At 67.1% G+C, this 21,639-nt stretch carries 22 protein-coding genes and 1 pseudogene; 12 read left to right on the top strand and 11 right to left on the bottom strand.

Annotated features, from left to right (window positions below):
* The first annotated feature begins 123 nt into the window (after window positions 1-123).
* From AC5Y5E_RS14150 to AC5Y5E_RS14130, 5 genes are read left to right on the top strand one after another with little or no spacing between them, the layout of a single operon-like run.
* The gene (locus tag AC5Y5E_RS14150) at window positions 124-1,185 is read left to right on the top strand and encodes an amidohydrolase family protein (RefSeq protein WP_499903933.1); all 1,062 of its coding nucleotides are present in this window, start codon (window positions 124-126) and stop codon (window positions 1,183-1,185) included.
* A complete protein-coding gene (locus tag AC5Y5E_RS14145) occupies window positions 1,185-2,426 on the top strand; it encodes a M24 family metallopeptidase (RefSeq protein WP_499903600.1) in 1,242 nt (413 codons plus the stop codon). The genes AC5Y5E_RS14150 and AC5Y5E_RS14145 overlap by 1 nt, the downstream gene beginning before the upstream one ends.
* The gene (locus AC5Y5E_RS14140) at window positions 2,416-3,534 is read left to right on the top strand and encodes a M24 family metallopeptidase (RefSeq protein WP_499903599.1); all 1,119 of its coding nucleotides are present in this window, start codon (window positions 2,416-2,418) and stop codon (window positions 3,532-3,534) included. The genes AC5Y5E_RS14145 and AC5Y5E_RS14140 overlap by 11 nt, the downstream gene beginning before the upstream one ends.
* Window positions 3,531-5,960 carry a CaiB/BaiF CoA transferase family protein gene (locus AC5Y5E_RS14135; protein WP_499903598.1) on the top strand — a complete coding sequence of 810 codons (2,430 nt, stop codon included), beginning with the start codon at window positions 3,531-3,533 and terminating at the stop codon, window positions 5,958-5,960. The genes AC5Y5E_RS14140 and AC5Y5E_RS14135 overlap by 4 nt, the downstream gene beginning before the upstream one ends.
* 51 nt (window positions 5,961-6,011) lie before the next feature.
* Window positions 6,012-6,482 carry a hypothetical protein gene (locus AC5Y5E_RS14130; protein WP_499903597.1) on the top strand — a complete coding sequence of 157 codons (471 nt, stop codon included), beginning with the start codon at window positions 6,012-6,014 and terminating at the stop codon, window positions 6,480-6,482.
* On the opposite strand, the gene AC5Y5E_RS14125 is transcribed toward AC5Y5E_RS14130, so the two are convergent.
* The 3 genes from AC5Y5E_RS14125 to AC5Y5E_RS14115 all read right to left on the bottom strand — a co-directional run bounded on the left by AC5Y5E_RS14125 (window position 6,415) and on the right by AC5Y5E_RS14115 (window position 8,934).
* Complete coding sequence (locus AC5Y5E_RS14125) at window positions 6,415-7,251, bottom strand: SDR family NAD(P)-dependent oxidoreductase (RefSeq protein WP_499903596.1); 837 nt, start codon at window positions 7,249-7,251, stop codon at window positions 6,415-6,417. The genes AC5Y5E_RS14130 and AC5Y5E_RS14125 overlap by 68 nt on opposite strands.
* 11 nt (window positions 7,252-7,262) lie before the next feature.
* Window positions 7,263-8,114 (bottom strand): mycofactocin-coupled SDR family oxidoreductase, encoded by an 852-nt coding sequence (locus AC5Y5E_RS14120; protein ID WP_499903595.1) that lies wholly within the window; start codon window positions 8,112-8,114, stop codon window positions 7,263-7,265.
* Between the two features lie 169 nt (window positions 8,115-8,283).
* Window positions 8,284-8,934, bottom strand: a complete 651-nt coding sequence (locus tag AC5Y5E_RS14115) for a TetR/AcrR family transcriptional regulator (protein ID WP_499903594.1) — start codon at window positions 8,932-8,934, stop codon at window positions 8,284-8,286.
* 218 nt (window positions 8,935-9,152) lie between these two features.
* Here AC5Y5E_RS14115 and AC5Y5E_RS14110 point away from each other — a divergent pair.
* Together AC5Y5E_RS14110 and AC5Y5E_RS14105 are read left to right on the top strand one after the other, a co-directional pair.
* Window positions 9,153-9,806, top strand: a pseudogene (locus tag AC5Y5E_RS14110) (acyl-CoA dehydrogenase family protein); the annotation flags it as partial.
* On the top strand, window positions 9,804-10,328 hold the full coding sequence (locus tag AC5Y5E_RS14105; RefSeq protein WP_499903932.1) for an acyl-CoA dehydrogenase family protein: 525 nt from the start codon (window positions 9,804-9,806) through the stop codon (window positions 10,326-10,328). The pseudogene AC5Y5E_RS14110 and the gene AC5Y5E_RS14105, both read left to right, overlap by 3 nt.
* Here the strand turns inward: AC5Y5E_RS14105 and AC5Y5E_RS14100 are convergent.
* Genes AC5Y5E_RS14100 through AC5Y5E_RS14065 form a run of 8 tightly spaced genes read right to left on the bottom strand, consistent with a single transcriptional unit; the run spans window position 10,325 to window position 16,274 of the window.
* The gene (locus tag AC5Y5E_RS14100) at window positions 10,325-10,588 is read right to left on the bottom strand and encodes a DUF4190 domain-containing protein (RefSeq protein WP_499903593.1); all 264 of its coding nucleotides are present in this window, start codon (window positions 10,586-10,588) and stop codon (window positions 10,325-10,327) included. The two genes, AC5Y5E_RS14105 and AC5Y5E_RS14100, sit on opposite strands and share 4 nt — an antisense overlap.
* Window positions 10,589-10,644: 56 nt before the next feature.
* Window positions 10,645-11,391 (bottom strand): acyl-CoA dehydrogenase family protein, encoded by a 747-nt coding sequence (locus tag AC5Y5E_RS14095; RefSeq protein ID WP_499903931.1) that lies wholly within the window; start codon window positions 11,389-11,391, stop codon window positions 10,645-10,647.
* 51 nt (window positions 11,392-11,442) lie between these two features.
* A complete protein-coding gene (locus AC5Y5E_RS14090) occupies window positions 11,443-12,531 on the bottom strand; it encodes an acyl-CoA dehydrogenase family protein (RefSeq protein ID WP_499903592.1) in 1,089 nt (362 codons plus the stop codon).
* Window positions 12,528-12,950, bottom strand: a complete 423-nt coding sequence (locus tag AC5Y5E_RS14085) for a nuclear transport factor 2 family protein (RefSeq protein ID WP_499903591.1) — start codon at window positions 12,948-12,950, stop codon at window positions 12,528-12,530. Before AC5Y5E_RS14085 ends, AC5Y5E_RS14090 begins: the two co-directional genes overlap by 4 nt.
* The gene (locus AC5Y5E_RS14080; protein ID WP_499903590.1) at window positions 12,934-14,148 is read right to left on the bottom strand and encodes a metal-dependent hydrolase family protein; all 1,215 of its coding nucleotides are present in this window, start codon (window positions 14,146-14,148) and stop codon (window positions 12,934-12,936) included. The genes AC5Y5E_RS14085 and AC5Y5E_RS14080 overlap by 17 nt, the downstream gene beginning before the upstream one ends.
* A gap of 3 nt (window positions 14,149-14,151) precedes the next feature.
* Window positions 14,152-14,475, bottom strand: a complete 324-nt coding sequence (locus AC5Y5E_RS14075) for a hypothetical protein (protein ID WP_499903589.1) — start codon at window positions 14,473-14,475, stop codon at window positions 14,152-14,154.
* On the bottom strand, window positions 14,459-15,736 hold the full coding sequence (locus AC5Y5E_RS14070) for an aromatic ring-hydroxylating oxygenase subunit alpha (RefSeq protein ID WP_499903588.1): 1,278 nt from the start codon (window positions 15,734-15,736) through the stop codon (window positions 14,459-14,461). The genes AC5Y5E_RS14075 and AC5Y5E_RS14070 overlap by 17 nt, the downstream gene beginning before the upstream one ends.
* A 4-nt stretch (window positions 15,737-15,740) precedes the next feature.
* Complete coding sequence (locus tag AC5Y5E_RS14065) at window positions 15,741-16,274, bottom strand: carboxymuconolactone decarboxylase family protein (protein ID WP_499903587.1); 534 nt, start codon at window positions 16,272-16,274, stop codon at window positions 15,741-15,743.
* 281 nt (window positions 16,275-16,555) lie between these two features.
* Here AC5Y5E_RS14065 and AC5Y5E_RS14060 point away from each other — a divergent pair, with 281 nt between their 5' ends.
* The 5 genes from AC5Y5E_RS14060 (at window position 16,556) to AC5Y5E_RS14040 (ending at window position 21,587) form a co-directional block, all read left to right on the top strand.
* Window positions 16,556-17,854 carry an amidohydrolase family protein gene (locus AC5Y5E_RS14060; protein WP_499903586.1) on the top strand — a complete coding sequence of 433 codons (1,299 nt, stop codon included), beginning with the start codon at window positions 16,556-16,558 and terminating at the stop codon, window positions 17,852-17,854.
* Window positions 17,855-17,983: 129 nt separating this feature from the next.
* The gene (locus AC5Y5E_RS14055) at window positions 17,984-19,150 is read left to right on the top strand and encodes an acyl-CoA dehydrogenase family protein (protein ID WP_499903930.1); all 1,167 of its coding nucleotides are present in this window, start codon (window positions 17,984-17,986) and stop codon (window positions 19,148-19,150) included.
* 50 nt (window positions 19,151-19,200) lie between these two features.
* A complete protein-coding gene (locus AC5Y5E_RS14050) occupies window positions 19,201-20,346 on the top strand; it encodes a thiolase family protein (protein ID WP_499903585.1) in 1,146 nt (381 codons plus the stop codon).
* 102 nt (window positions 20,347-20,448) lie between these two features.
* Window positions 20,449-21,063, top strand: coding sequence for a TetR/AcrR family transcriptional regulator (locus AC5Y5E_RS14045; protein ID WP_499903584.1), 615 nt, complete (start codon window positions 20,449-20,451; stop codon window positions 21,061-21,063).
* Complete coding sequence (locus tag AC5Y5E_RS14040; RefSeq protein WP_499903583.1) at window positions 21,060-21,587, top strand: hypothetical protein; 528 nt, start codon at window positions 21,060-21,062, stop codon at window positions 21,585-21,587. Before AC5Y5E_RS14045 ends, AC5Y5E_RS14040 begins: the two co-directional genes overlap by 4 nt.
* Window positions 21,588-21,639 lie beyond the last annotated feature (52 nt).

Here is a 21,639-nt window from a genome sequence, read left to right as displayed (position 1 = left end):
GGAGGGTCAACGATGACGACTCAAACAAGCGCACCTTCGCTCTACCCGCCGGGAGGCTTTGGCGCACCGAAGGATCGCCGCGGGCACGCCAGCGGCAGCAATGTGGGGCTGCCCGAGGGGACGGTGGTTTTTTCCGCCGACAACCACATCTCGCTGGCCGCCGACATCTTCTACGAGCGCTTCCCGGAGGAGTTCAAGGACAAGGCGCCGCGGATCTGGTACGAGGACGGCGCTTATCAGGTCGGGCGCAAGGGGCAGTCGTTTCTGCCGGGTGACTTCAGCGCGGTGCTGATGCAGTACGACGACCTGCCCGGGGCCGCGAGCAACAACATCGAGGCCCGCATCCAGGAGCTGCACGACGACGGCGTCGACAAGGAACTGGCCTTCCCCAACGCGGTGCTCGCACTCTTCCACTACCCCGACAAGAAGCTTCGCGAACTCACGTTCCGCATCTACAACGAGCACATCGCGGAGCTCCAGGAGCGCTCGAACGGCCACTTTTACGGCGCCGGGCTGATCAACTGGTGGGATCCGCAAGGCGCCCGGCGCACACTGGATGAGCTGAAATCGCTGGGGCTCAAGACGTTTCTGATGCCGCTCAACCCCGGTAAGGACGACGACGGCAACCCCATCGACTACTCGAGCACGTCGATGGATGCCGTCTGGGACGAGATCGAGGCCGCCGGCCTGCCGATCACCCACCACATCGGGGAGACGCCGCCGAAGAGCCCGACCGAGTTCAACAGCGTCGTCGTCGGGATGATGATCAATATCGACGGATTCCGGGAAACGTTCGCCAAGTACATCTTCGGCGGCATTCTCGACCGGCACCCGGCGCTGCGCCTCGGCTGGTTCGAGGGCGGGATCTCCTGGGTGCCATGGGCGCTGCAAGATGCCGAGCACCTGGTGGCGTCCTATCAGCACATGTTCAACCGGCCACTGGAACACGACGTGCGCTACTACTGGGACAACCACATGAGCGCGTCGTTCATGGTCGACCCGCTGGGTCTGCAGCTGATCGACAAGATCGGCGTGGACAAGGTGATGTGGTCCAGCGATTACCCGCACAACGAAAGCACCTACGGTTACTCGGAGAAATCACTGGCCGCCGTCGTCGACGCGGTCGGACCGGAGAGCGCGGCGCGAATCGTCAGCGGCAACGTGACCGAGTTCCTGGGTTTGTAATGACGACGTTGGCACAATCGGGCGCCAGCCTGGTGATTCCCGAAACACCCGACCTGACCCGGATGCGCCGCGAGACGGGAACGCGTCTGCGCTCGGCGATGGCCGACCGCGGTGTCGACACGATGATCCTGCTGGGCAACAGCGCGGTGGTGTACGCCACCGGGACCAGTTGGCCACTGGGTGACGCGGGGTTGTCCTACGTCGAGCGGCCGGTGGCCGTGGTGCTCGCGGACGACGAATGGCCGCACCTGTTCCTGCCGTTCCGTGCGGGCGCCGCGCACGAGTCGGAGCTGCCGGTCGATCATCTGCACGGGCCGGTCTACCTCGAATTCGACGAAGGCGTGAGCGATTTCGCCCGCCGACTGGCCGACCTGATCCCGGCCGGGGCGGTGATCGCGGTGGACGAGTGCACGGGTGCGATGTCGCGAGCCGCGAAGTCGTTGTTCCCCAACGGCGGTCCCGCCGATGCGGCCGCCGTCGTCAGCGCGGCCAAGGTCGTCAAGACCCCCGACGAACTGGCCTGCATCCGCACCGCCGTGCGGATCACCGATGATGCGATGGTCGACGTGGTCAAGGCCCTCGCCCCCGGCGTCCGCCAGATCGACCTGTCGGCAAGCTTTTTGCGGCGGGCCTTCGAATTGGGCGCCATGGCCAGCATGCTGGAGCCGATCTGGCAGGTGATGCCGCCCAGCAAGGCCGAAGGGGTCTGGACGACGCATGGCGACTTGGCGCTGCCGCTGCTGAGCACCGAGCGCGAACTCGCCGAGGGCGACGTCCTGTGGACCGACGTCAGCATCACCTACCACGGTTACTGCTCGGACTTCGGCCGCACCTGGATCGTGGGCCGGGAACCGACACCGCGCCAGCAGGCGCAGTTCGACAGGTGGCAGAACATCATGACCGCCGTCGAGGCCGTGGCCCGCGCCGGCGCCACCGCCGGTGATCTGGGCAGGGCTGCCATCGCGGCCAACGACGGCACCCGGCCCTGGCTGCCGCACTTCTACCTCGGGCACGGGATCGGCGTCAACGCGGCCGAAATGCCGATGATCGGAACGGATCTCGGCCAGGAGTTCGACGACAACTTCGTCCTGCGGTCGGGAATGGTGCTGGTGCTCGAGCCGGTGGTCTGGGAGGACGGCACCGGCGGCTACCGCAGCGAAGAAGTCGTGGTGATAACCGAGCAAGGCTCGACTCGATTGACCGACTACCCCTACGCCCCGTATGGCTCCCATGTCCGTTGAAGTCTGCCCCGACGCACGGGCGCTGCGAGCTGGCCGCCGTCAGCGCGCGCTGGACCAGATGGCGGCCCACGACCTCGACGTGCTGGTCCTGGGGCGTCAGGCCAACACCCGCTACGTCACCGGCACCCCGCAGCTGTGGGTCGCCGGTACCCGGCCGTTCGGCCCGTCCTGCGTGCTGGTGCGGGCGACCGGCGCCATTCACCTGCTCAGCACTTGGGATGAAGGCGTCCCGGAGGACATTCCCCACGAGAACCTGTACGGCATCTCGTGGAACCCGGCCACGACCATGTCGGTGCTGCGACGCATCGACGGTGCGGCCACGGCGCGCCGCGTCGGAACCGACGCGCTCTCACCGGCTTTCGCGCAGCTGCTGCCCACCGCCTTTCCCAACGCGGAGCTGGTCGACGGCGAGCGCGCGATGCGCGCCGCCCGGCGCGTCAAGACCGCCGAAGAGGTCGTCGCGCTGCGGGAGGCGTGCGCGGTGGCCGAGTCGGGCCTAGCCGCCGCGGTGGCCGAACTGCACCCCGGCGTGCGCGAACAAACCCTGGCCGGCGTCATGCTGGAGGCCATGGCGGCCGGCGGCGTGAGCACGCCGTCCAACCAGGAATTCGCGTGGATCACGTCGCCCGACCACCCGTGGCGGCGGGTCACCGGTGACGGCCGCGTCAATGACGGTGATCTGGTGGCGTTTTCGGCCGGCGTGCTCGCCGGTGGCTACATTGGCGAGGTCGGGCGCACCTGGCCGGCGGGCGAGGTCCGTGGCGCCCCCGCCTTGTATCGGCGCTGGGACGATCTGTGGGACAGGCTGCTCGCCGCGTGCCGGCCCGGCGCCGCGGCCGGTGACCTGCTGGCGGCGTACGAGGCCGCCGGGGAACCCGCGCCGCCGATGCCGGTGGCCCGCGGCCTGGGCATGGGCTTCGACCCGCCGGTGGTGTCGAAGCACCTGCCGCGCACCGCGGCCGACGAGCGGCTCGAGCCGGGGATGGTTTTGGCGGTGACGGGCTACGTGTGGGAGCAGGGCGTCGGGGCGGTGTTCGGGCGGGAGGCGGTGTTGATCACCGCCGACGGCCCCGAGGTGCTGACCTCGAGCCCGTCATGGCGGGCATGAGTGAGCGACCGCGGGTCGATGCGCCCTTGGCCGGCTGCACCGTGGTCGACCTTTCCACCGGAATAGCGGGCGCCTACTGCACCAAGCTGCTCGCCGACGGCGGCGCCGATGTCATCAAAGTCGAACCGCCAGAAGGTGATCCGCTGCGCCGGTGGTCGGCCTCGGGCGCTCCCCTCCCTGCCGATGCCGACGGCGCGCTATTCGGCTTCCTGTCCGGTGCCAAGCACAGCGTGGTCGCCGATCCCGCGGTTGACGACGACATCGACCTGGTCACGCGGTTACTGGCCACGGCGGACGCGGTGGTGTGGTCCCGGGGCTCGCGGGTGGCCGAACATCCGCGCTTCGCGCCGGACGCGACCCATCAGGCACACCCGCACTTGACCGTCACCTCGATCACGCCGTTCGGCCTGCGGGGCGCCTGGAAAGACCGGGCGGCAACCGAATTCACCCTGCAGGCATGGTCGGGCGGGATCGTCGGGCTGGGCCGCGGGTTGCCCGAACGGGCACCCGCCTTCGTCGGCGGGCAGGTCGGTGAGTATATGGCCGGCGCCTACGCGAGCGCTGCCACCCTGGCGTCGCGGTTGCGCCGCGACGGCTCGGCGGGGCCCGGTGAAATCATCGACCTGTCGATGCTGGAGACCCAGATCCTGTGCCTGACTTACTATCCGGTGACCTACTTCGAGATGCTCGGCCGGCCCTGGCGAGACGCCAGACGCCTCACGGTGCCGGGTGTGGCCCGGGCGAAGGACGGTCTGGTCGACCTCGGCTGTGGGACCGCGCAACAGTGGTTTGACCTGTGCGCGATGGTCGGTCACCCGGAGTGGATCGATGAACAGTCGCCGCTGACCATCACGGAGCAGGCCAACATCCATGCCCAAGACATCTACGCCTGGGTCGAGGCCAACCTGGTCGACGAGATCCGCGAACTCGCGACGGCCTTCCGGATCCCCAACGCGCCGGTCGCCAACGGCGCCAACATCGAGTCATTGGAACACTTCGTCGAACGAGGCTCCTTCGTGCGCAACCCGCGCGGCGACTTTCACCAGCCGAACCACCCCTACCGGATGCGGCCCGCGAGGCTACGGCCGCCCGCGGCGGCGCCGCGGCTGGGCGAGCACACGGCGCGCCACCGGGCCGCGACGCTGACCCCGCGGCCCGCCCCGGCACCCTCCGGATCGCCGAAACCCTTGCCGTTCAAGGGGCTTCGGGTATTGGACCTCACAACCTTCTGGGCTGGGCCCTGCTGCACCCACTTCCTGGCCATGCTCGGCGCCGAAGTCATCCACGTCGAGTCCGCCCGCCGGCCGGACGGCACCCGGCTCATCGCCGGAATACCCAGCACCGAGAGGCAGTGGTGGGACAAGTCGCCGATCTTCGCGGCCCTGAACACCAATAAGAAGGGCCTGGCGTTGGACCTGCAGCGTCCACGCGGGCGGGAGGTCCTGCTGCGGCTCATCGCGACGTGCAACGTGATCGTCGAAAATTTCACCCCCCGGGTGCTCGACCAGATCGGCCTGGATTTCGCGGCGGTTCAAGCGGTCCGGGCCGGCGCGGTGATGCTGCGCATGCCCGGGTTCGGGCTCGACGGGCCGTGGCGCGACAACCCGGCGTTCGCCTACGCCATCGAATCGGCTTCCGGGCTGAGTTGGCTGACCGGCTACCCGGACCGCCCGCCGTACGAGCCGTATTCGATCGGCGACCCCAACGCCGGCGTCCATGCCCTCAACGCCCTGCTGCTGGCGCTGGAGCACAGACGCCGCACCGGGAACGGGGTGCTGGTCGAGGCGTCGATGGTCGACGCGGCGCTGAACATCGCGGCCGAGCAGGTCATCGAGTACACCGCGTACGGGGCGCTGCTGCAGCGCGCCGGCAACCGCGGACCGGGCGCGGCGCCCCAGAACCTCTACCGCAGCGCCGACATCGACGAATTCGGCCGGCCCGACTGCTGGGTCGCTATCGCGGTGCAAACCGACGATCAGTGGCAAAAGCTGTGCGACGCGCTCGGATCACCCTCCTGGGCAACCGATCCCAGGCTGTCGACCGAGGCCGGGCGGCGCGCCGAGGAGGATCTGATCGACGAGCGGCTGGCCGCGTGGTGTGAGAACCGCCGCCGCGACGACATCGTCGCCACGCTTTGGGACGCCGGCGTGCCGGTGGCCAAGGTGATGCAACCCCACCGCCAGACGGAGTTGCAGCAACTGGCCTCTCGCGGCTTCTTCGAAGAGGTCGACGACCCGCTGAACGGCCGGGCCAAGCTCAGCACCGTGCCCATGAAATTCTCCGGCGGGCCCGGGCGCTTCCACACGACTCCCGCGCCGACCCTGGGGCAACACAACCATGAGGTGCTCACCGCGCTGGGCCTGAGCCCAGCGGAGATCGCCGACCTGGAGGCCGAGGGAACCATCGCCAGCGCACCGGCGATGTAGGCCAGGCCCCGCCGTCGTCACACTTTCGGCAGCTGCGGAGTCTGAAGTGGTATGAACGCACTACTTCACCGAAGCGTATTGGTTCTCTTGGGCGCCGGCGGCGCGGTAACGGGCGGGTGGGCCTACGCGGCGCCGCGCCACTGGTACGACAACTTTCCCGGTTTCGGCATGACCTGGCTGCCGCAACTCGGCCCGTTCAACGAGCACTTCGTCAAGGACGTCGGGGCGATGTTTCTGGCACTGGCGGCGCTGAGCGCCGTGACGTTCGTCCTGGTCGCCAACCAGACCCTCGTCAGGGTCACGGCGGTCACCTGGCTCGTCTTCAACACGCTGCACTGCGCCTATCACCTGTCGATGCTGCAGATGTACAACACCCGGGACGCGACGCTGAACGGAATTCTGTTGCCGCTGCTCGTGTTGGCGGCCGCGGCGCTGTTCGGCCCGGTGCGAACCCCTAGTGGGCCCAGCCCTCGGCGGCCTGCTCGTCAAAAGTGCGATCAATGCGGTCGAATCGACGCTTGACCGAGGCGCGCGCCGCCTCGTGCGGCAGGACGTACAGGCGGTTCGCCAGGATCGCGTCGGCGGTCAGCCGCGCCACGTCGTCGACGCCAAGGGTTTGGTCCTGCGCCGGCAGCGGCCCGAGGGAACCCGTCACGTCGGGCGTCGACGCCAGCCCGTAATCCGCGCCGCGGATCCGTTCCGAGTTGGAGACCAGCTTGGTTTCGACCACCATCGGGCACAGCACCGAAACGCCGATGCCGTTGTCCCTGACCTCGCGGGCCAGCGTCTCCGCCAGGGCCACGACGCCGTACTTGGCCACGCCGTACGCCCCGAGGCCCGCGTTGGGAACTAGCCCGGCGAACGACGCGGTGAACGCGATGTGGCCACCGGTGCCCTGCTCGAGCAGTCTCGGCAGGAACGCCTCGACGGCGTGGATCGACCCCCACAGGTCGATATCGATCACCCACCGCCAGTCTTCGTGCGTCATTTGCGCGATCGGGCCCGCGACCACGATGCCGGCGTTGCTGAACAGCATGTCCACCTGGCCGAGCAGGCGAAACGCTTCGTCCGCGAGGTGAACCATCTCCTCGAGATGCCGCACGTCGCACGTCACGCCGTGGGCGTCGAACCCCTCGCCACGCAAGTGCACGACGGCCTGTTCCAGTGTGGGCTGGTCGACGTCGGCGAGTACGAGCCGGGCCCCGCGGCGGGCAAACTCGGCTGCGGTGGCCAGCCCGATGCCACTCGCCCCGCCGGTGACAACGGCGCCGCGTCCCTCGAATCCGTCCATGGGACGGAACGCTACTTAAGGCAGCTACCCGCGTCGATGGGCAGGGTCACGCCGGTGACGTAGCGGGACTCGTCGGAGGCGAAGAACAGCACCGCATTGCTGATGTCGATGGGGTCGACCCACGGGATCGGCAGCGTGTGGAACATCTGGCAGATCGGCGCCATGTCGTCGGGACCCGGGTTTTCCAGGTCCGGCCGGAACATCCGCCACGTCCCCTCGTTCATGATCATCGCTGTGCTCACGTGGGTCGGGTGCACCGAATTGACCCGAATCATGTGCTGCCCCAACTCGACTCCGAAGGCGCGCATCAGCCCCACCACGCCGTGTTTGGCGGCGACATAGTGCCCGGTGTGCGGGTACGCCTTGAGCCCCCCGACCGAGCTGGTCAGGACGATCGATCCGCCGCGTCCGCCGGCCAGGATGTGCGGGACGCCGGCCTTCACCGTTTTCCACACCCCGGACAGGTTGACGTCGATCATTTCCGTCCAGTCCTCTTCGCTGGTTTTGTCCAGCGTTTCACCGCCATTGCCGATGCCCGCGTTGGCGACGATGATGTCCAGCCGGCCCAGCTGCTCCACACCGCTGTCGACGGCGGCCTTCAGCGCGGCGTAGTCGCGCACGTCGACCTCGGCCGTGACGATCCGGCGGTTGTGCCCCTTGACGAGGTCGGCCGTCTCCGCCAGGTCCTCTGGCGTCGACGCCGGGATCGCCGAGCCCTCGACCAGGCCCTCGCGGATCGGCTTGCAGATGTCGACCGCGATGATGTCGGCGCCCTCCTGCGCCAACCGCACCGCGTGGCTGCGGCCCTGACCGCGCGCCGCCCCGGTGATGAAGGCGACTTTGCCCTCGACACGTCCTGTCATGGCTATTACCTCATTTCCTCAATGGCTCAGCGGACAGCCGACTCGTCATCACCCCGGCGGCGCATGTCAACGCCGGATCCATTTCGGCTACTTCTCGTTCTAGATATTAGAGAACATCATTCTCCACTGGCAATGCCGTGCGCTATTTGCTCGCTTCGCTACAGGTTTGCTAGCCGACGAATCCGCGTGAGCAGAAGTCCCAGACCTCGTCGGCCGTGATGGGGTGGATCGTCGCGTCGTCGGAGCCGCCACTGGATTGTGCGATGAACATCACGGTCTGCATGGTCATCGCGGCCACCCGCTTCGGGTTGATGTCGGCGCGCAGCTTGCCGGCGTCGGCGGCGGCCTCCATGAGCTCGGTGAGCAACGCCAGCAGCGGGGCGTGCGCGACCTTGACCTCGGCAGGGTGCGTGACCAGCAAACGGGGCGCGAAGTCGGTGAACAATGGCCGTTGGGCCGTTGGATCGGGACGTGACGACTCGTACAGCAGCTCGACGGCGACCTTGAGGCGCTCCAGCGCGTCGGTGTGGCTCTCCGTGGCCGCGCGGATCTGATCGGCGGATCGGCTCAGTGCGTCTTCGAAGAGGGCGAGCAAGAGCTCGTGCTTGCCGTCGAACTGCAGGTAGAAGCTCCGCAACGACTGGCGGGAGCGATCCACGACCTCCTGGACGGTAAAGTCGGTGCTGCCCTTTTCGATAATGATCGCCTGTGCCGCGTCGAGGAACCGCTGAACGCGCTGTGCCGCGCGCAATTTCGCGGTCTTGATCGACCGCTCGACCGCGCGCTGCTTCCAGGCCGGCTCTTCGCTCGGGCTTGTCACGGTCGGCTCAGCCGATTGCCGCGTGGGGAGAACATGATTGGACTCTACCGGAGAACGCCGTGCCATCGGTGCGCTCGACCCCCTATGGACGCCGTGTCGGAGATTGTAACTTTCTCACGACGAGAATACTATTCTCTTACACGTGTGTATGGAAGCTTAATCGCTAGAGCGAATCGCGCCGTCGCCGAGAATCCGCAAACCGTCTTCGCAGGAGTGCTGTGCAACTGACCTTCGATGCCGACGTCGAGGCGTTCCGCGCCGAGTTCGTGGCTTTCCTTGACGACCATCTTCCTGCCGAGGCGGAGACTCTTGAGCGACCGCAATCGAGTTCGCACATCCCGGAGTGGGCGCGGCGCTGGCAACGGCTGCTCTTCGACAGCGGGTGGCTGGTGCCCGGCAATCCGCCGGAATTCGGTGGCCGCAACGCGACTCTCTTGCAGCAATACGTGTACATGGAGGAACTGGGACGCCGGCGCATCTATCGAAGCTTCAATCCGCAGGGCGTCGGCATCATCGCCGCGTCCCTGCTGACGTTTGGCACACCGGAGCAGAAGCGGCGATGGGCGGTGCCGATCCTGCGGGCGGAGATCACCGCGTCGTTGGGAATGAGCGAACCGGGCGCGGGTTCGGACCTCGCCTCGCTGAAAACGCGGGCGGGGCGCGACGGCGACCACTTCGTGGTCAACGGCCAGAAGGTGTGGACGTCGGGGGCCCACGACGCCGACGTGCTGCTGACGTTCGTGCGCACCGACCCGGACAAGCCGAAACACAAGGGCATCAGCGCGTTGATGATCCCGACCGATACCCCGGGTGTGGTGCGACGCCCGTTCGCGTCGATGTGCGACGGCGATGAAATCGACTTCAACGAAGTGTTTTTCACCGACGCGCGGGTACCGGCCGAAAATCTGATCGGTCCGCTCGACGAGGGCTGGAGGGTGGCAACCGGTTCGCTGGGCCACGAACGGATCATGTTGTGGACGGGCTACGTCGACCTGTTGCACGGCCTGACCGCCGATTTCAGCCCGTCCGGACCGCTCGAGCGGGACCGCTACGCCACCCTGGTGATGGATTCCTACGCGCTTCGGCTGCTGGGGTCGGCGGCCCTGGCGTGCGCCGCCCGCGGGGAAGAGGACGTGCCCGCCCAGTCGGTGCTCAAGCTGCTCGGTTCGGAGGCCCTGCAACGCGCCTCCGAGGACGTGCTGAACGCCGCGGGCGCCGGGGGCCTCGCGTACCATGCGGCGACCGCCCCGTTCGCCCCGCTGAACCTGGACAGCCACTACCGCAGCCGGTTCGACCGCTACGCGCGCAGCTTCGCCGCGACCATCGCCGGCGGCACGTCCGAAATCCAGCGGAACATCATCGCCGAACGGGTGCTCGGCCTGCCGCGCAACTAGCGGGCGTCCAACCAGGCGTAGTAGCCGATCGCCACGAGCCCGGCCGCGATCGAAACGGCCCCTAACACCATGCCCGCCATCGCAATTCGGGGGTTGTTCGCCTCGCCGCGCTGCACTCGTCTGCGGGCGACGTCGCCGGTTATCACCGCCGCGATGCCGAAGGGCACCCCGATCAGCAGCCAGCAGGTGAGGAGCGAGACGATGCCCACGAGCAGCGAGGCGACGCCCACCTCGTTTCGGGGTCCGTCGGGCTGGTTCATCGCGTCCCATCCTCGTGGTTGCGAGACGAGTGTACGCGCAGAAATTCGCTGGCCCGTTACAGCTGCGCCAGCCGTGGCGCGAAGCCCTTGGTTCGCAACGTCGTTCCGGCTTCACGGGTCAATTCCCGTGCGCTGCCCAGCAGCCCGTCCAAGACCAGCGACCGCTTGACGTGACGGTGCAGCTGGTGCTCGGCGGTGAAGCCGATGCCGCCCAGCACCTGCTGGCAATGGCGCGCGGCGGTGAGCGCCGCCTGGCCCGCCGCGGCCTTGGCCAGCAGGGAAGCCAGGCCGTCGGCGTCGTCCGCCTGCGCGGCGGCGTTCAGGGTCGCCTCGGCGCCCTCGATCGCGACGAGCGTTTCGGCCAGCCGGTGCCGGACCGCCTGGAACGAGCTGATGCGCCGCCCGAACTGAACACGGTCGAGGGCGTGCTGGCGCGCCAGCGACAGCATCGCCCGGCCGCTGCCGACCAGCCACCAGCCCACCGCCCGCCGCCCCTCGGCCAGCGGCACCGGATCCCCCTCTGACACAAGGTGTATCGGCAGCCCGCCCATCGTCGGGGTAGTGCGGTCGTCACGCTCCCACACCACCCATGAACCCCCGGCGAACGGCAGGGGTACGGTTTCGCCGTCTTCGCGTCCGGCCGCGCGCAACACCACATCGTTGAGCACCGGGGCGTGCGCGCCGGTCTCGCCGAGCAGCCGGAACACCAAAGCCATTGCCACGCCAGGTATTTCATCGAGCATGTCGCGCCAGCCGAGATCGGACAGCGCGACGTCCAGCTTGGCCCCGCTCGCGGCGGTCATGGTGGTGCGCAGCGAGTCGGCCAGCAGCTGCAGCGCCTCGGAGTCCACGATTCACTCCTTCCCGAGGTCGAGCAGCCGGCGGGCGATGATGTTGCGCTGGATCTCGGCGGTGCCGCCGTAGATGGTGGCCGCGCGCGAGTACAGGTACTCCGAGCGCCACGGCGTGTCATCGAGTTCCAGCGTCCCGGGCAACAGATCACGGACGGTGTCGTAGAGCCGTTGCTCGGCGGTGGCCAGCAGCACCTTGTCGATGGAGGTGTCCGGTCCCAATCGTGCGCCGTCGCGCAACCGGTGCTGGGTGTCTCGGGATCGGCAGCGCAGCGTGTGCAGCGCCAGATAGGCCGAGCCCAGGGCGGATTCGTCGGGTTCCCGCGCTTCGGCGAGGAGTTCGTCGAAGCGCGAGTAGAGGTAGGCGATTCGCTGCCAGAAGCAGGCGGAGCGCTCGTAGGGCAGCAGGTCCATCGCGAGTTGCCAGCCGTCCCCGGGTTGGCCGAGCATGCGGCTCGCCGGGATCACCACGTCGTCGTAGTAGACCTCGCAGAATTCGTCGACCCCGTGCATCGTGCGTAGCGGCCGGATGGTGATGCCCGGTGTGTCGAGGTCGACGAAGAAGGCGGTGATTCCGTCGTGACCCGGCGCGGTGCGGGTGAGCACGATGCAGCGCGTCGAGAACTGCGCGAAGCTGGTCCAGACCTTTTGGCCGTTGACGATCCAGTCGTCGCCCTGGGGCGTTGCGCGGGTGGTCAGCGACGCGAGGTCGCTGCCGGATCCCGGCTCCGAAAAGCCCTGGCACCAGTGCTCGCGGCCGCTGAGCAGCCGCGGCACCATTTCCGCCGCGAGTTCGGCGGGCGCGTAATCGATCATCGTGGGCGCCAGCACCTCGAGCATCGAGTAGGGACCGGGCTCGGCCAGCCGGCGGCCCACCACCTCCTCGCCGACGATCGCGCGCAGGACGGCGGGGCCACCCAGGCCGCCGACTTCGACCGGCCAGCCGTAGCGCATCCAATCGGCGTCATACAACGCGCGGCTGACGCGCGCGAATTGCTCCATATGGCCCTGCAGCGAGTGATCGGGCCCCGGGGTCAGATCGTTGTCTTCGAGCCACGCACACAGGCCCGCCCGGAACTCCTCTACATTCACGGCTGCGGACGGCCGACTGCGTGCGGGCGCCCCGAGTCGTGCACGCCGCTGCGACGGATGAACGTCATCGCCCGTGTCTTCAGCCGCCATCCGTCGGCCGTGCGGGCGTAGGTGTCGCGGTAGTAGCCGATCCGCATGTCATGGGTGGCGTGGTCGATGAAGCACAGCGGCTGGGTGCCGCTGGCGGAATCGCCGTCGATGTCTTCTATCAAGGCAGTTCCGGTGAGGAACAGCCCCTTTGGGGCCGCCGCGACCAGCTCGGGAAACCTGTCCAACTGGTACGTGGAGCCGAAGGCGCTGTAGGTTCCGTCGGGCGTGAAGACGCCGATGAGCCCGTCGATATCCTCCTGCGTGATGGTGACCGCGTAGCGGGCGAGCAGCTGCTGAATCTCGACCAGGTCGTCAGTTCTGGTTGGCATAGACCTTGCCGCCTTTCATGACGAAGCTGACGTGCTGGGTAACGGTGATGTCTTCCAACGGGTTTCCCGGCACCGCGATGATGTCGGCGAGCTGGCCCTCCGCCAGCCGGCCCCGGTCGGTCGAGTTGATCAGCTCGGCCGCGGTCACCGTGGCCGCGCGCAGCACCGCCAGCGGCGGCAGGCCCCATTCCACCAGGGTGACGAGCTCGTCGGCGTTTTTCCCGTGCGGTATCGCGGGGGCGTCGGTGCCGACGGCGATCTTCACACCGGCCTTGTGGGCGGCCAGGATCGAGGTGCGCGATTTCGGGAACATCTCCGCGGCCTTGGCCTGCAGCTCGGGCGGGGCGTGCGAGACGTCCATTCCCTCGGCCAGACGCCGGGTGGACACCAGGAACGTGCCATGCTCGACCATGGTCGCGATCGCCTCGTCGTCGATCAGGAAGCCGTGCTCGATGCAGTCGATGCCGGCCGCGACGGCATGCTTGACCGCATCCGCCCCGTGCGTGTGCGCGGCGACCCGCAGCCCGCGCCGGTGCGCCTCGTCGACGATCGCGCAAAGTTCCTCGTCCGAATAATGTTGCGCCCCAGGCGGTCCCGTCAGCGACATCACCCCGCCCGAGCAGCAGACCTTGATCAGCTCGGCGCCGTGTTTGATCTGGTAGCGCACCGCCTTACGGATTTCGTCGATCCCATTGGCGATGCCCTCTTCGACCGTCAGATCCAGCACGTGGGGCGCGAACGCGGCGAACATCGTCGGATCCAGATGGCCGCCGGTCGGGGTGATGGCGTGGCCGGCCGGCACCACTCTGGGCCCCTCGATCCAGCCCGCGTCGATGGCCTTGCCCAGGGCGACGTCGAGCAGGTAACCGCCGGTCTTGACGAACAACCCGAGGTTTCGCACGGTGGTGAAGCCGGCGCGCAATGTGCGGCGGGCATTGCCGACCGCGCGCAGCACCCGCGTCGGCGGGTCGTCCTGAACCTGGGACAGCCCGGGTTTTTCCCCGCGCCCGCCCATCAGGAGGTTGACCTCCATGTCCATCAGGCCGGGCAACAGGATCCGGTCGCCGAGGTCGATGAGCTCACCCTCGGGCTCACCGCCCACACCCGCGATCCGGTCGCCCTCGATCCGAACGACGCCGGGGGACACGATCTCACCGGCGTCGACGTCAAGCAGCCCGGCGGCCTTGAGCGTCAACACCGGTTAGATCACCGGTTCCCGGATGCACTCCACCCACGCCGCGCCGCTGTCGGGCACCCGCGGTTGTTTCCACGCCTCGATCGGGAACGACACCATGACGAGTGACTGCATGATGTGCATCAGCGTACGGGCGTCCTCGGGCAGATCGTCCAGCGGGAACTTGTCGCAGTAGGCGATGGCGTCGTTCAGGCGGGGGAACGCCGCGTCGTAGAAGGCCTGCATCTCGGCCATGGTCGAGGCCAGCCGCTTGGCGTAGCGCTCGGGTTCGGTCGCCAGGTCCCAATCCAAATATGGCTCCAGGTCGGCGAAGTCAGTGGGCAGCGCCATTGTGGGCGTACTCCTTTACGTAATCGCCGGTGGTCTTGTGCAAGTGGCGGATCAGGACCTCCTGATCGCACAGCAGGAATTCTTTGACGGCCCGGGTGCCGATCATGGTCTGAGTCGCTTCCAGCGTGTTGGCGTCCTGCAGCGCGTATTCCTTGAACGTCACCGCGGCCAACTCCTGGGCCAATCGCTCCCGCGCGTTGCGCGGCGGAACGAAATACAGCGTGCATTCGAAGATGTGCTTGTCCACCGCGGTCGGCCAGTAGTGGTAGGTCAGGAACCAGCCCGGCTCCCAGATCAGCAGCATGAAGTTCGGATAGAACAGCCACGAGTCGATGCCCCACTGCGGCACCCGCTTCACATTGACGCCCGGCGGCAGCTCGAGGTTCTCGATGATCTCCGGCTTGTCCCATGGGCCGAACAAACCGCTGCGCAACACCTGGTCCATCGGTTTGACCATGGACATGTCGGAGGGGGGCGCCTGACCACCCCAGGTCGACTGCAGGCTGTGCGGCCCGGCCACCTCGTAGTGCAGCGCCTCGTATCCGTACTTCTGGATCTTGGCGGCTTCCTCCTTGGTGTACTGCCCCTGATGCAGGATCGGCGCGTGATAGAACTCGACGAACGCGTCGATGAACAGCTTCCAGTTGCTGCCGACCTCGGCCCGGTAGGAGTAGGTCTCCGTCATCTCGCCAAACGGATAGCCCTCGATGCTCTTGGCCAGCGGACCGAGGTAGTCGGTGAGCGGCGAGGCGTTGTTGTCGAAGTTGATGAAGATGAAGCCTTCCCACACCTCGCAGCGCACGGGAGCCAGGCCGTATTGGCTCTTGTCGAGGTCGAAGAACTCGTCCTCCTGCTGGACGAAGGTCAGCTCGCCGTCCAGGCTGTAGCGCCAGGCGTGGTACTTGCAGGTGAACTGCCGGCACGTGCCCGACGTTTCCTCCTGCGGAAAGTCGTTCCACACCAGCTTGTTTCCGCGATGGCGGCAGACGTTGTGAAAAGCCTTGACGGACCCGTCCTTGGTCTTGACGACGATCACCGACATGCCCTTGCCGGCCGACGGCAGCTCCTTGGTGAAGTAACTACCAGTGCGCGGCAGGCGATTGACCCGGCCGACGTTGAGCCACTGCTTTTTAAAGACTGCGTCGCGCTCGGCCTCGAAGAACTTCGGGTCGATCGAGTCGGTGTAGTCGACCGGGGCGGTCCCGAGTTCGGGGTAGTTCTCTGTCCAGCTGCCGGCAGCTGGTTTCGGAAAGTGGGGCAAGGTTCTAACCTTTCTCGTTCTCGGGCCGAACGCCAAAAGTGTTGATGGCCATCGCGAGCGCGATGTAGCCGCCGACGGTGAAGACGAAATCCATTCGCTGACGCTCGTCAAGCCGTTCGCCGAGAGTGGCCCATGTCTGATCCGAGACGTTTGACTTCTCGTCGAGTTCGTCGACGGCGGCGAACACGGCGCGATCGAACTCGTCGTCCACCTGGCCGGTTTTGGCGGCCGCGATCTCGGTGTCGGTGAGTCCCGCTTCCTTTGCGATGTCCACGTGGTGTGACCACTCGTAGGCGCAGTCACGCCGGTGGGCGACCCGAAGGATCGCTTGCTCGCGGACGCGCGCGGGCAGGGAGGAGGCCATGAGCAGATACCCGCCGAACCGCAGATACGCGCGGGCCAGCTTCGGGTGGCGCGCGAGCGTCGACATGAGCGTGCCGGCATCCCGCGGATTACGCCGTTCCGGGGGCAGCATGCCGGACAGTGACTGCTCGACAGCGTCGTCCCACTCGTCCGCGGGCAGCGGCGGCAGGCGCATCCGTGCGTCTCCTCTCGGCGTTCTCTCTGGTAACTCTCGATCCAGGAGAATCAGATTCTCATTTCCAACCAATAGAGTTGCATGATTCGGTCGGTTGGTCAATGCCGACGGCCGGGATCCGTGCTGGCCGGGCCCGCGACGTTCGCTGGATGTTGATTCTCGCTGCGCGAGAAGATAGTTTTCAAATTAGTGATCTTGGCGCCGGGCGATCATTCGCCGATGCTGTGCGGGAGCGGCGCGTCCGAATCGCTCAGCTGGATCAGACTTGGAGAGGACTGGCCATGAACAAAGAAGACATGATCCTGATCAGCGTTGACGACCACACCGTCGAGCCGCCGGAGATGTTCAAGAACCACCTGGCGAAGAAGTACATCGACGACGCGCCCCGGTTGGTCCACAACCCCGACGGCTCCGACATGTGGAAGTTCCGCGACACGGTCATCCCGAACGTGGCGCTCAACGCGGTCGCCGGCAGGCCCAAGGAGGAGTACGGCATCGAGCCAACCGGGCTCGATGAAATCCGGCCGGGTTGTTACAACGTCGACGAACGCATCAAGGACATGAACGCCGGTGGCATCCTGGCCTCGATCTGCTTCCCGTCGTTCCCCGGTTTCGCCGGGCGGCTGTTCGCCACCGAGGACCACGACTTCTCGATCTCGCTGGTACAGGCGTACAACGACTGGCACATCGACGAGTGGTGCGGGGCGTACCCCGCGCGGTTCATCCCGATGGCGATCCCGGTGATCTGGGACGCCGAGGCGTGCGCCGCCGAGGTGCGCCGGGTGTCGAAGAAGGGCGTGCACGCGCTGACCTTCACCGAGAACCCGGCCGCGATGGGCTACCCCAGCTTCCACGACGAATACTGGAACCCGCTGTGGAAGGCATTGTGCGACACCAACACCGTGATGAACGTGCACATCGGGTCTTCGGGCCGGCTCGCGATCACGGCGCCTGACGCGCCCATGGACGTGATGATCACGCTGCAGCCGATGAACATCGTGCAGGCCGCGGCGGATCTGTTGTGGTCGCGGCCGATCAAGGAGTATCCCGACCTGAAGATCGCGCTGTCCGAGGGCGGCACCGGGTGGATCCCCTACTTCCTGGAGCGGGCCGACCGCACGTTCGAAATGCATTCCGCGTGGACCCACCAGAACTTCGGCGGCAAGCTGCCCAGCGACGTCTTCCGCGAGCACTTCCTGACGTGCTTCATCAGTGACAAGGTGGGCGTCGCGCTGCGCAACATGATCGGCATCGACAACATCGCCTGGGAGGCCGACTACCCGCACAGCGACTCGATGTGGCCGGGCGCGCCCGAAGAACTGTGGGACGTGTTGTCCCTCAACAGCGTTCCCGACGACGAGATCAACAAGATGGCCTACGAGAACGCCATGCGCTGGTACTCGTTCGACCCGTTCACTCACATTTCGCGCGAACAGGCGACCGTCGGCGCACTGCGCAAGGCCGCCGAGGGGCACGACGTGTCAATCAAAGCGAAGGGCCACGACAAGGACTCCCGGGGCGGCTCGTCCTTCGCGGAGTTTGCGGCCAACGCGAAAGCCCTTACCGGCAACACGGACTGACGCATCACCGGAGTGCTCAGTGCGCCGGTGCCCGGCGAGCAGACGCAAAATCGCATAGTTCGGGCGCCAAACGTGCGATTTTGCGTCTGCTCGCGCTGATAAGGAGATCTACCAGTGCCCGGCGCAGGAATGAACTTCGAGCTGACCGATGACCAGGAGCTGATCCGCCGGTCGGTCGCCGAGCTGGCCCGCAAGTTCGACGACCAGTACTGGATGGAAAAGGACCAGGCGCACGAGTTTCCGGCCGAGTTCTACAAGGCCATAGCCGACGGCGGCTGGCTCGGCATGACGATTCCGACCGAGTACGGCGGGCACGGCCTGGGGATCACCGAAGCCACCATCCTGCTCGAAGAGGTCGCCAAGTCCGGCGGCGCGATGAACGCGGCCAGCTCGATTCACCTGTCGATCTTCGGCATGCAACCGGTGGTGGTGCACGGCTCCGAGGAACTCAAGGCGCGCACGCTGCCCCAGGTCGCGACCGGCGAGGTGCACGTCTGCTTCGGGGTCACCGAACCCGGTGCGGGGCTGGACACGTCGCGCATCACCACCTTCGCCAAACGCGACGGCGACCGCTACATCGTCAACGGCCGCAAGGTATGGATCTCGAAAGCCATGGAGTCCGACAAGATCCTGCTGCTGACCCGGACCCAAAGCTATGACGAGGTCGCCAAGAAGACCGACGGCATGACGCTGTTCATCACCGATCTCGATCGCAGCCGGGTCGACATCCGCCCCATCCGCAAGATGGGCCGCAACGCCGTCAGCTCCAACGAGCTGTTCATCGACAACCTCGAAGTGCCCGTCGAGGATCGAATCGGCGAGGAGGGCAAGGGTTTCCAGTACATCCTGGACGGCCTGAACCCCGAACGGATGCTGATCGCCGCCGAAGCGCTCGGCATCGGGCGGGTGGCGCTGGACAAGGCGGTGAAGTACGGCAACGAGCGTGAGGTCTTCGGCCGGCCCATCGGCATGAACCAGGGCCTGCAGTTCCCGCTCGCCGACTCGCTGGCCCGCCTCGATGCGGCCGAGCTGATGCTGCGCAAGGCGACCTGGCTCTACGACAACGGCAAACCCTGTGGGCGCGAAGCCAATACCGCCAAATACCTGTGCGCGGACGCCGGCTTCACCGCCGCGGACCGGGCGTTGCAGACCCACGGCGGCATGGGCTACGCGGAGGAGTACCACATCACGCGCTACTTCCGCGAGGCCCGGCTGATGAAGATCGCGCCGGTCAGCCAGGAGATGATTTTGAATTTCCTGGGAGCCAACGTCCTGAAACTGCCGAGGAGCTATTAGGCCTAACGTCGGCGATCATGGAACATCTGGCGGAGGAAAACGGAGTGAAGATGCGTGAAACAGTCATCGTCGAGGCGGTGCGGACGGCGGTAGGAAAGCGCAATGGCGGGTTGGCCGGCGTGCATCCCGCGGACCTGTCCGCGGTCGTGCTCAACGAGGTGCTGGACCGCGCGGGCGTGGGCCCGGAGATCGTCGACGACGTGATCTGGGGATGCGTGTCCCAGGTCGGCGACCAGTCCAGCAACATCGGGCGCTACGCCGTCCTGGCCGCCGGCTGGCCGGAAACCATCCCCGGGACCACGGTCAACCGCGCGTGTGGCTCCAGCCAGCAGGCGCTCGATTTCGCCGTGCAGGCGGTGATGTCGGGTCAGCAGGACGTAGTCGTGGCCGGCGGCGTGGAGGTGATGAGCCGCGTTCCGCTCGGTGCGGCCCGGGCATCGGGGATGCCCTACGGCCCGAAAGTCCTTGAGCGCTATGACGATTTCTCGTTCAACCAGGGCCTGTCGGCGGAGATGATCGCCAAGAAGTGGGGGTTTTCCCGCGGCCAGCTCGACGAGTACTCGGTCCGGTCGCACGAGCTGGCGGCCGCCGCCCAGGACGCTGGGGCCTTCACCGATCAGATCGTTCCGGTGTTCACCGATGACGGGACCGTCGTCGCCGACGAGGGGGTGCGCCGGGGCACCACCGCGGAGAAACTGGCCGGGCTCAAGCCCGCGTTCGTAGACGACGGCGTGATCCATGCGGGCAATTCCTCGCAGATCTCCGACGGGGCGGCGGCGCTGCTGGTGACCACGTCCGAGATGGCCGTCGAGTTGGGTTTGACGCCGCTGCTGCGCTACCGGGCCGGCACCGTCACCGGGGCGGATCCGGTGCTCATGCTGACCGGCCCCATCCCGGCGACCGAGAAGGTGCTGACCAAGGCCGGCGTCTCGCTGGCGGACGTGGGGGTCTTCGAAGTCAACGAGGCGTTCGCGCCCGTCCCGCTGGCGTGGCTCGCGGAAACCGGGGCGGACCGCGATCGCCTGAACCCGCTCGGCGGCGCCATCGCGCTGGGGCACCCGCTGGGCGCCTCCGGCGCGGTGCTGATGACGCGCATGGCCCACCACATGCGGGACAACGGCATCCGATACGGCCTGCAGACGATGTGCGAGGGCGGCGGCACGGCCAACGCCACCCTGGTCGAGCTGGTCTCTTAACGCCACCGCAAACGGCGCCCGACGCGACGCTTGTCACAGCCGGCAAACCAACCTACTGTGTGTTCAGTAGGTTGTTGCACTCGCTAGTCCAGAGGGAGCCCGGTGCCCGTCGCACGGCGATACGACACGCTTCTTGCCAAAGGTGAGGACCGCAAGCAGCGGATTCTCGACGTCGCACAACGCCTGCTCACGCGCAACGGCTGGCGCAACACCACGCTCGCCCAGATCGCCGGCGAGGCCGGGGTCACCCCCGCGGGCCTGCTGCACCACTTCGAATCCAAGGAGCAGCTGCTGCACGCGGTGCTCGACGCACGTGACGCCGATGACGACTCCCACGCCGACCGGTCCGGCGACCTGATGGTTGAGATCGCGCGGGTCGCCGACCGCTTCACGCGGGCACCCGACATGGTCGGCACGTTCACCGTGCTGCTGATCGAAAACATCGATCCCGGGGCCCCGCTGCACGACCGCATGCTGTCCCGGCAGCGCCAAGCCATCGACATCGTCGCCGAACTAATCAGGCGGGGTCAGGCCGACGGCCGGTATCGCACTGACATCGACCCGGCCGTCAAGGCGGTGGAAATCCTCGCCTTCGTCCACGGAATGGAAACAATATGGTTGCTCGACCCTTCGATACCGCTGACCGACGCGTTCAAGCAGTACGCGGAGGCGCTGGCCCGGGACTTCGCGCCGTCGACGACCAACGACAAGACATGAGGTACCGCCTCGACGTCGTCGCCAGCAGCGTCGCCGACGTGGTGCGGTTCGCCGGCGGCTGGCTCTTCGACCGCGCGATGGCGGGCTGGGACGTGACCGTGCTGCTGACCGACCTCGCCGACTGCCCCGACCGCCGGCCGCTGCAGATCATCGGCGCCCGGACGCTCGACCTCGAGGACGCGCTGGCCGCGGTGGAATCCCGGCCCCACCCCCAAGCGCTGGCGGCCGCGGCGGACCTGTTCGGATGCGACTCCCGAGTGCGCCAAGGCGTACTGCAGGCCCTCGACCACGGCGTCACCGAGGTCACGCTGTGGGGTGAGCGCTGGCCGGCCGAGCTGGACGACAGCGTTGGCCTGGTACAACACCGGCTGAGCATGGCGGCAAAGATCTTCAAGGGCCAGGCGCTCGCGGCGGCGTTGAACGGCGACGGCGTGCCGCACGGCTCGATCGGCTGCCTCGAAACGTTCCGCAGCGGGCTGCTGGCGTGGCCCTCGGTGGCCGCCGACCTTGTCCCGGCCGGCTAGCCACCGCTTCCAACGTCGTTTGACGACGCCCGGACCGTGTGGAAATGTAATG

It is taken from the genome of Mycobacterium sp. NGS54 (assembly GCF_059812465.1).
This window is presented reverse-complemented; position numbering and strand designations above follow the sequence as displayed.

What these genes read in the sequence shown, in the direction of transcription:
- AC5Y5E_RS14145 (WP_499903600.1), top strand. Translation starts at nt 1,185, where the DNA reads ATGACGACGTTGGCACAATCGGGCGCCAGCCTGGTGATTCCCGAAACA.
- AC5Y5E_RS14140 (WP_499903599.1), top strand. Translation starts at nt 2,416, where the DNA reads ATGTCCGTTGAAGTCTGCCCCGACGCACGGGCGCTGCGAGCTGGCCGC.
- AC5Y5E_RS14135 (WP_499903598.1), top strand. Translation starts at nt 3,531, where the DNA reads ATGAGTGAGCGACCGCGGGTCGATGCGCCCTTGGCCGGCTGCACCGTG.
- AC5Y5E_RS14130 (WP_499903597.1), top strand. Translation starts at nt 6,012, where the DNA reads ATGAACGCACTACTTCACCGAAGCGTATTGGTTCTCTTGGGCGCCGGC.
- AC5Y5E_RS14125 (WP_499903596.1), bottom strand. Translation starts at nt 7,251, where the DNA reads ATGGACGGATTCGAGGGACGCGGCGCCGTTGTCACCGGCGGGGCGAGT.
- AC5Y5E_RS14120 (WP_499903595.1), bottom strand. Translation starts at nt 8,114, where the DNA reads ATGACAGGACGTGTCGAGGGCAAAGTCGCCTTCATCACCGGGGCGGCG.
- AC5Y5E_RS14100 (WP_499903593.1), bottom strand. Translation starts at nt 10,588, where the DNA reads ATGAACCAGCCCGACGGACCCCGAAACGAGGTGGGCGTCGCCTCGCTG.
- AC5Y5E_RS14095 (WP_499903931.1), bottom strand. Translation starts at nt 11,391, where the DNA reads ATGACCGCCGCGAGCGGGGCCAAGCTGGACGTCGCGCTGTCCGATCTC.
- AC5Y5E_RS14085 (WP_499903591.1), bottom strand. Translation starts at nt 12,950, where the DNA reads ATGCCAACCAGAACTGACGACCTGGTCGAGATTCAGCAGCTGCTCGCC.
- AC5Y5E_RS14075 (WP_499903589.1), bottom strand. Translation starts at nt 14,475, where the DNA reads ATGGCGCTGCCCACTGACTTCGCCGACCTGGAGCCATATTTGGATTGG.
- AC5Y5E_RS14065 (WP_499903587.1), bottom strand. Translation starts at nt 16,274, where the DNA reads ATGCGCCTGCCGCCGCTGCCCGCGGACGAGTGGGACGACGCTGTCGAG.
- AC5Y5E_RS14060 (WP_499903586.1), top strand. Translation starts at nt 16,556, where the DNA reads ATGAACAAAGAAGACATGATCCTGATCAGCGTTGACGACCACACCGTC.
- AC5Y5E_RS14055 (WP_499903930.1), top strand. Translation starts at nt 17,984, where the DNA reads ATGAACTTCGAGCTGACCGATGACCAGGAGCTGATCCGCCGGTCGGTC.
- AC5Y5E_RS14050 (WP_499903585.1), top strand. Translation starts at nt 19,201, where the DNA reads ATGCGTGAAACAGTCATCGTCGAGGCGGTGCGGACGGCGGTAGGAAAG.
- AC5Y5E_RS14040 (WP_499903583.1), top strand. Translation starts at nt 21,060, where the DNA reads ATGAGGTACCGCCTCGACGTCGTCGCCAGCAGCGTCGCCGACGTGGTG.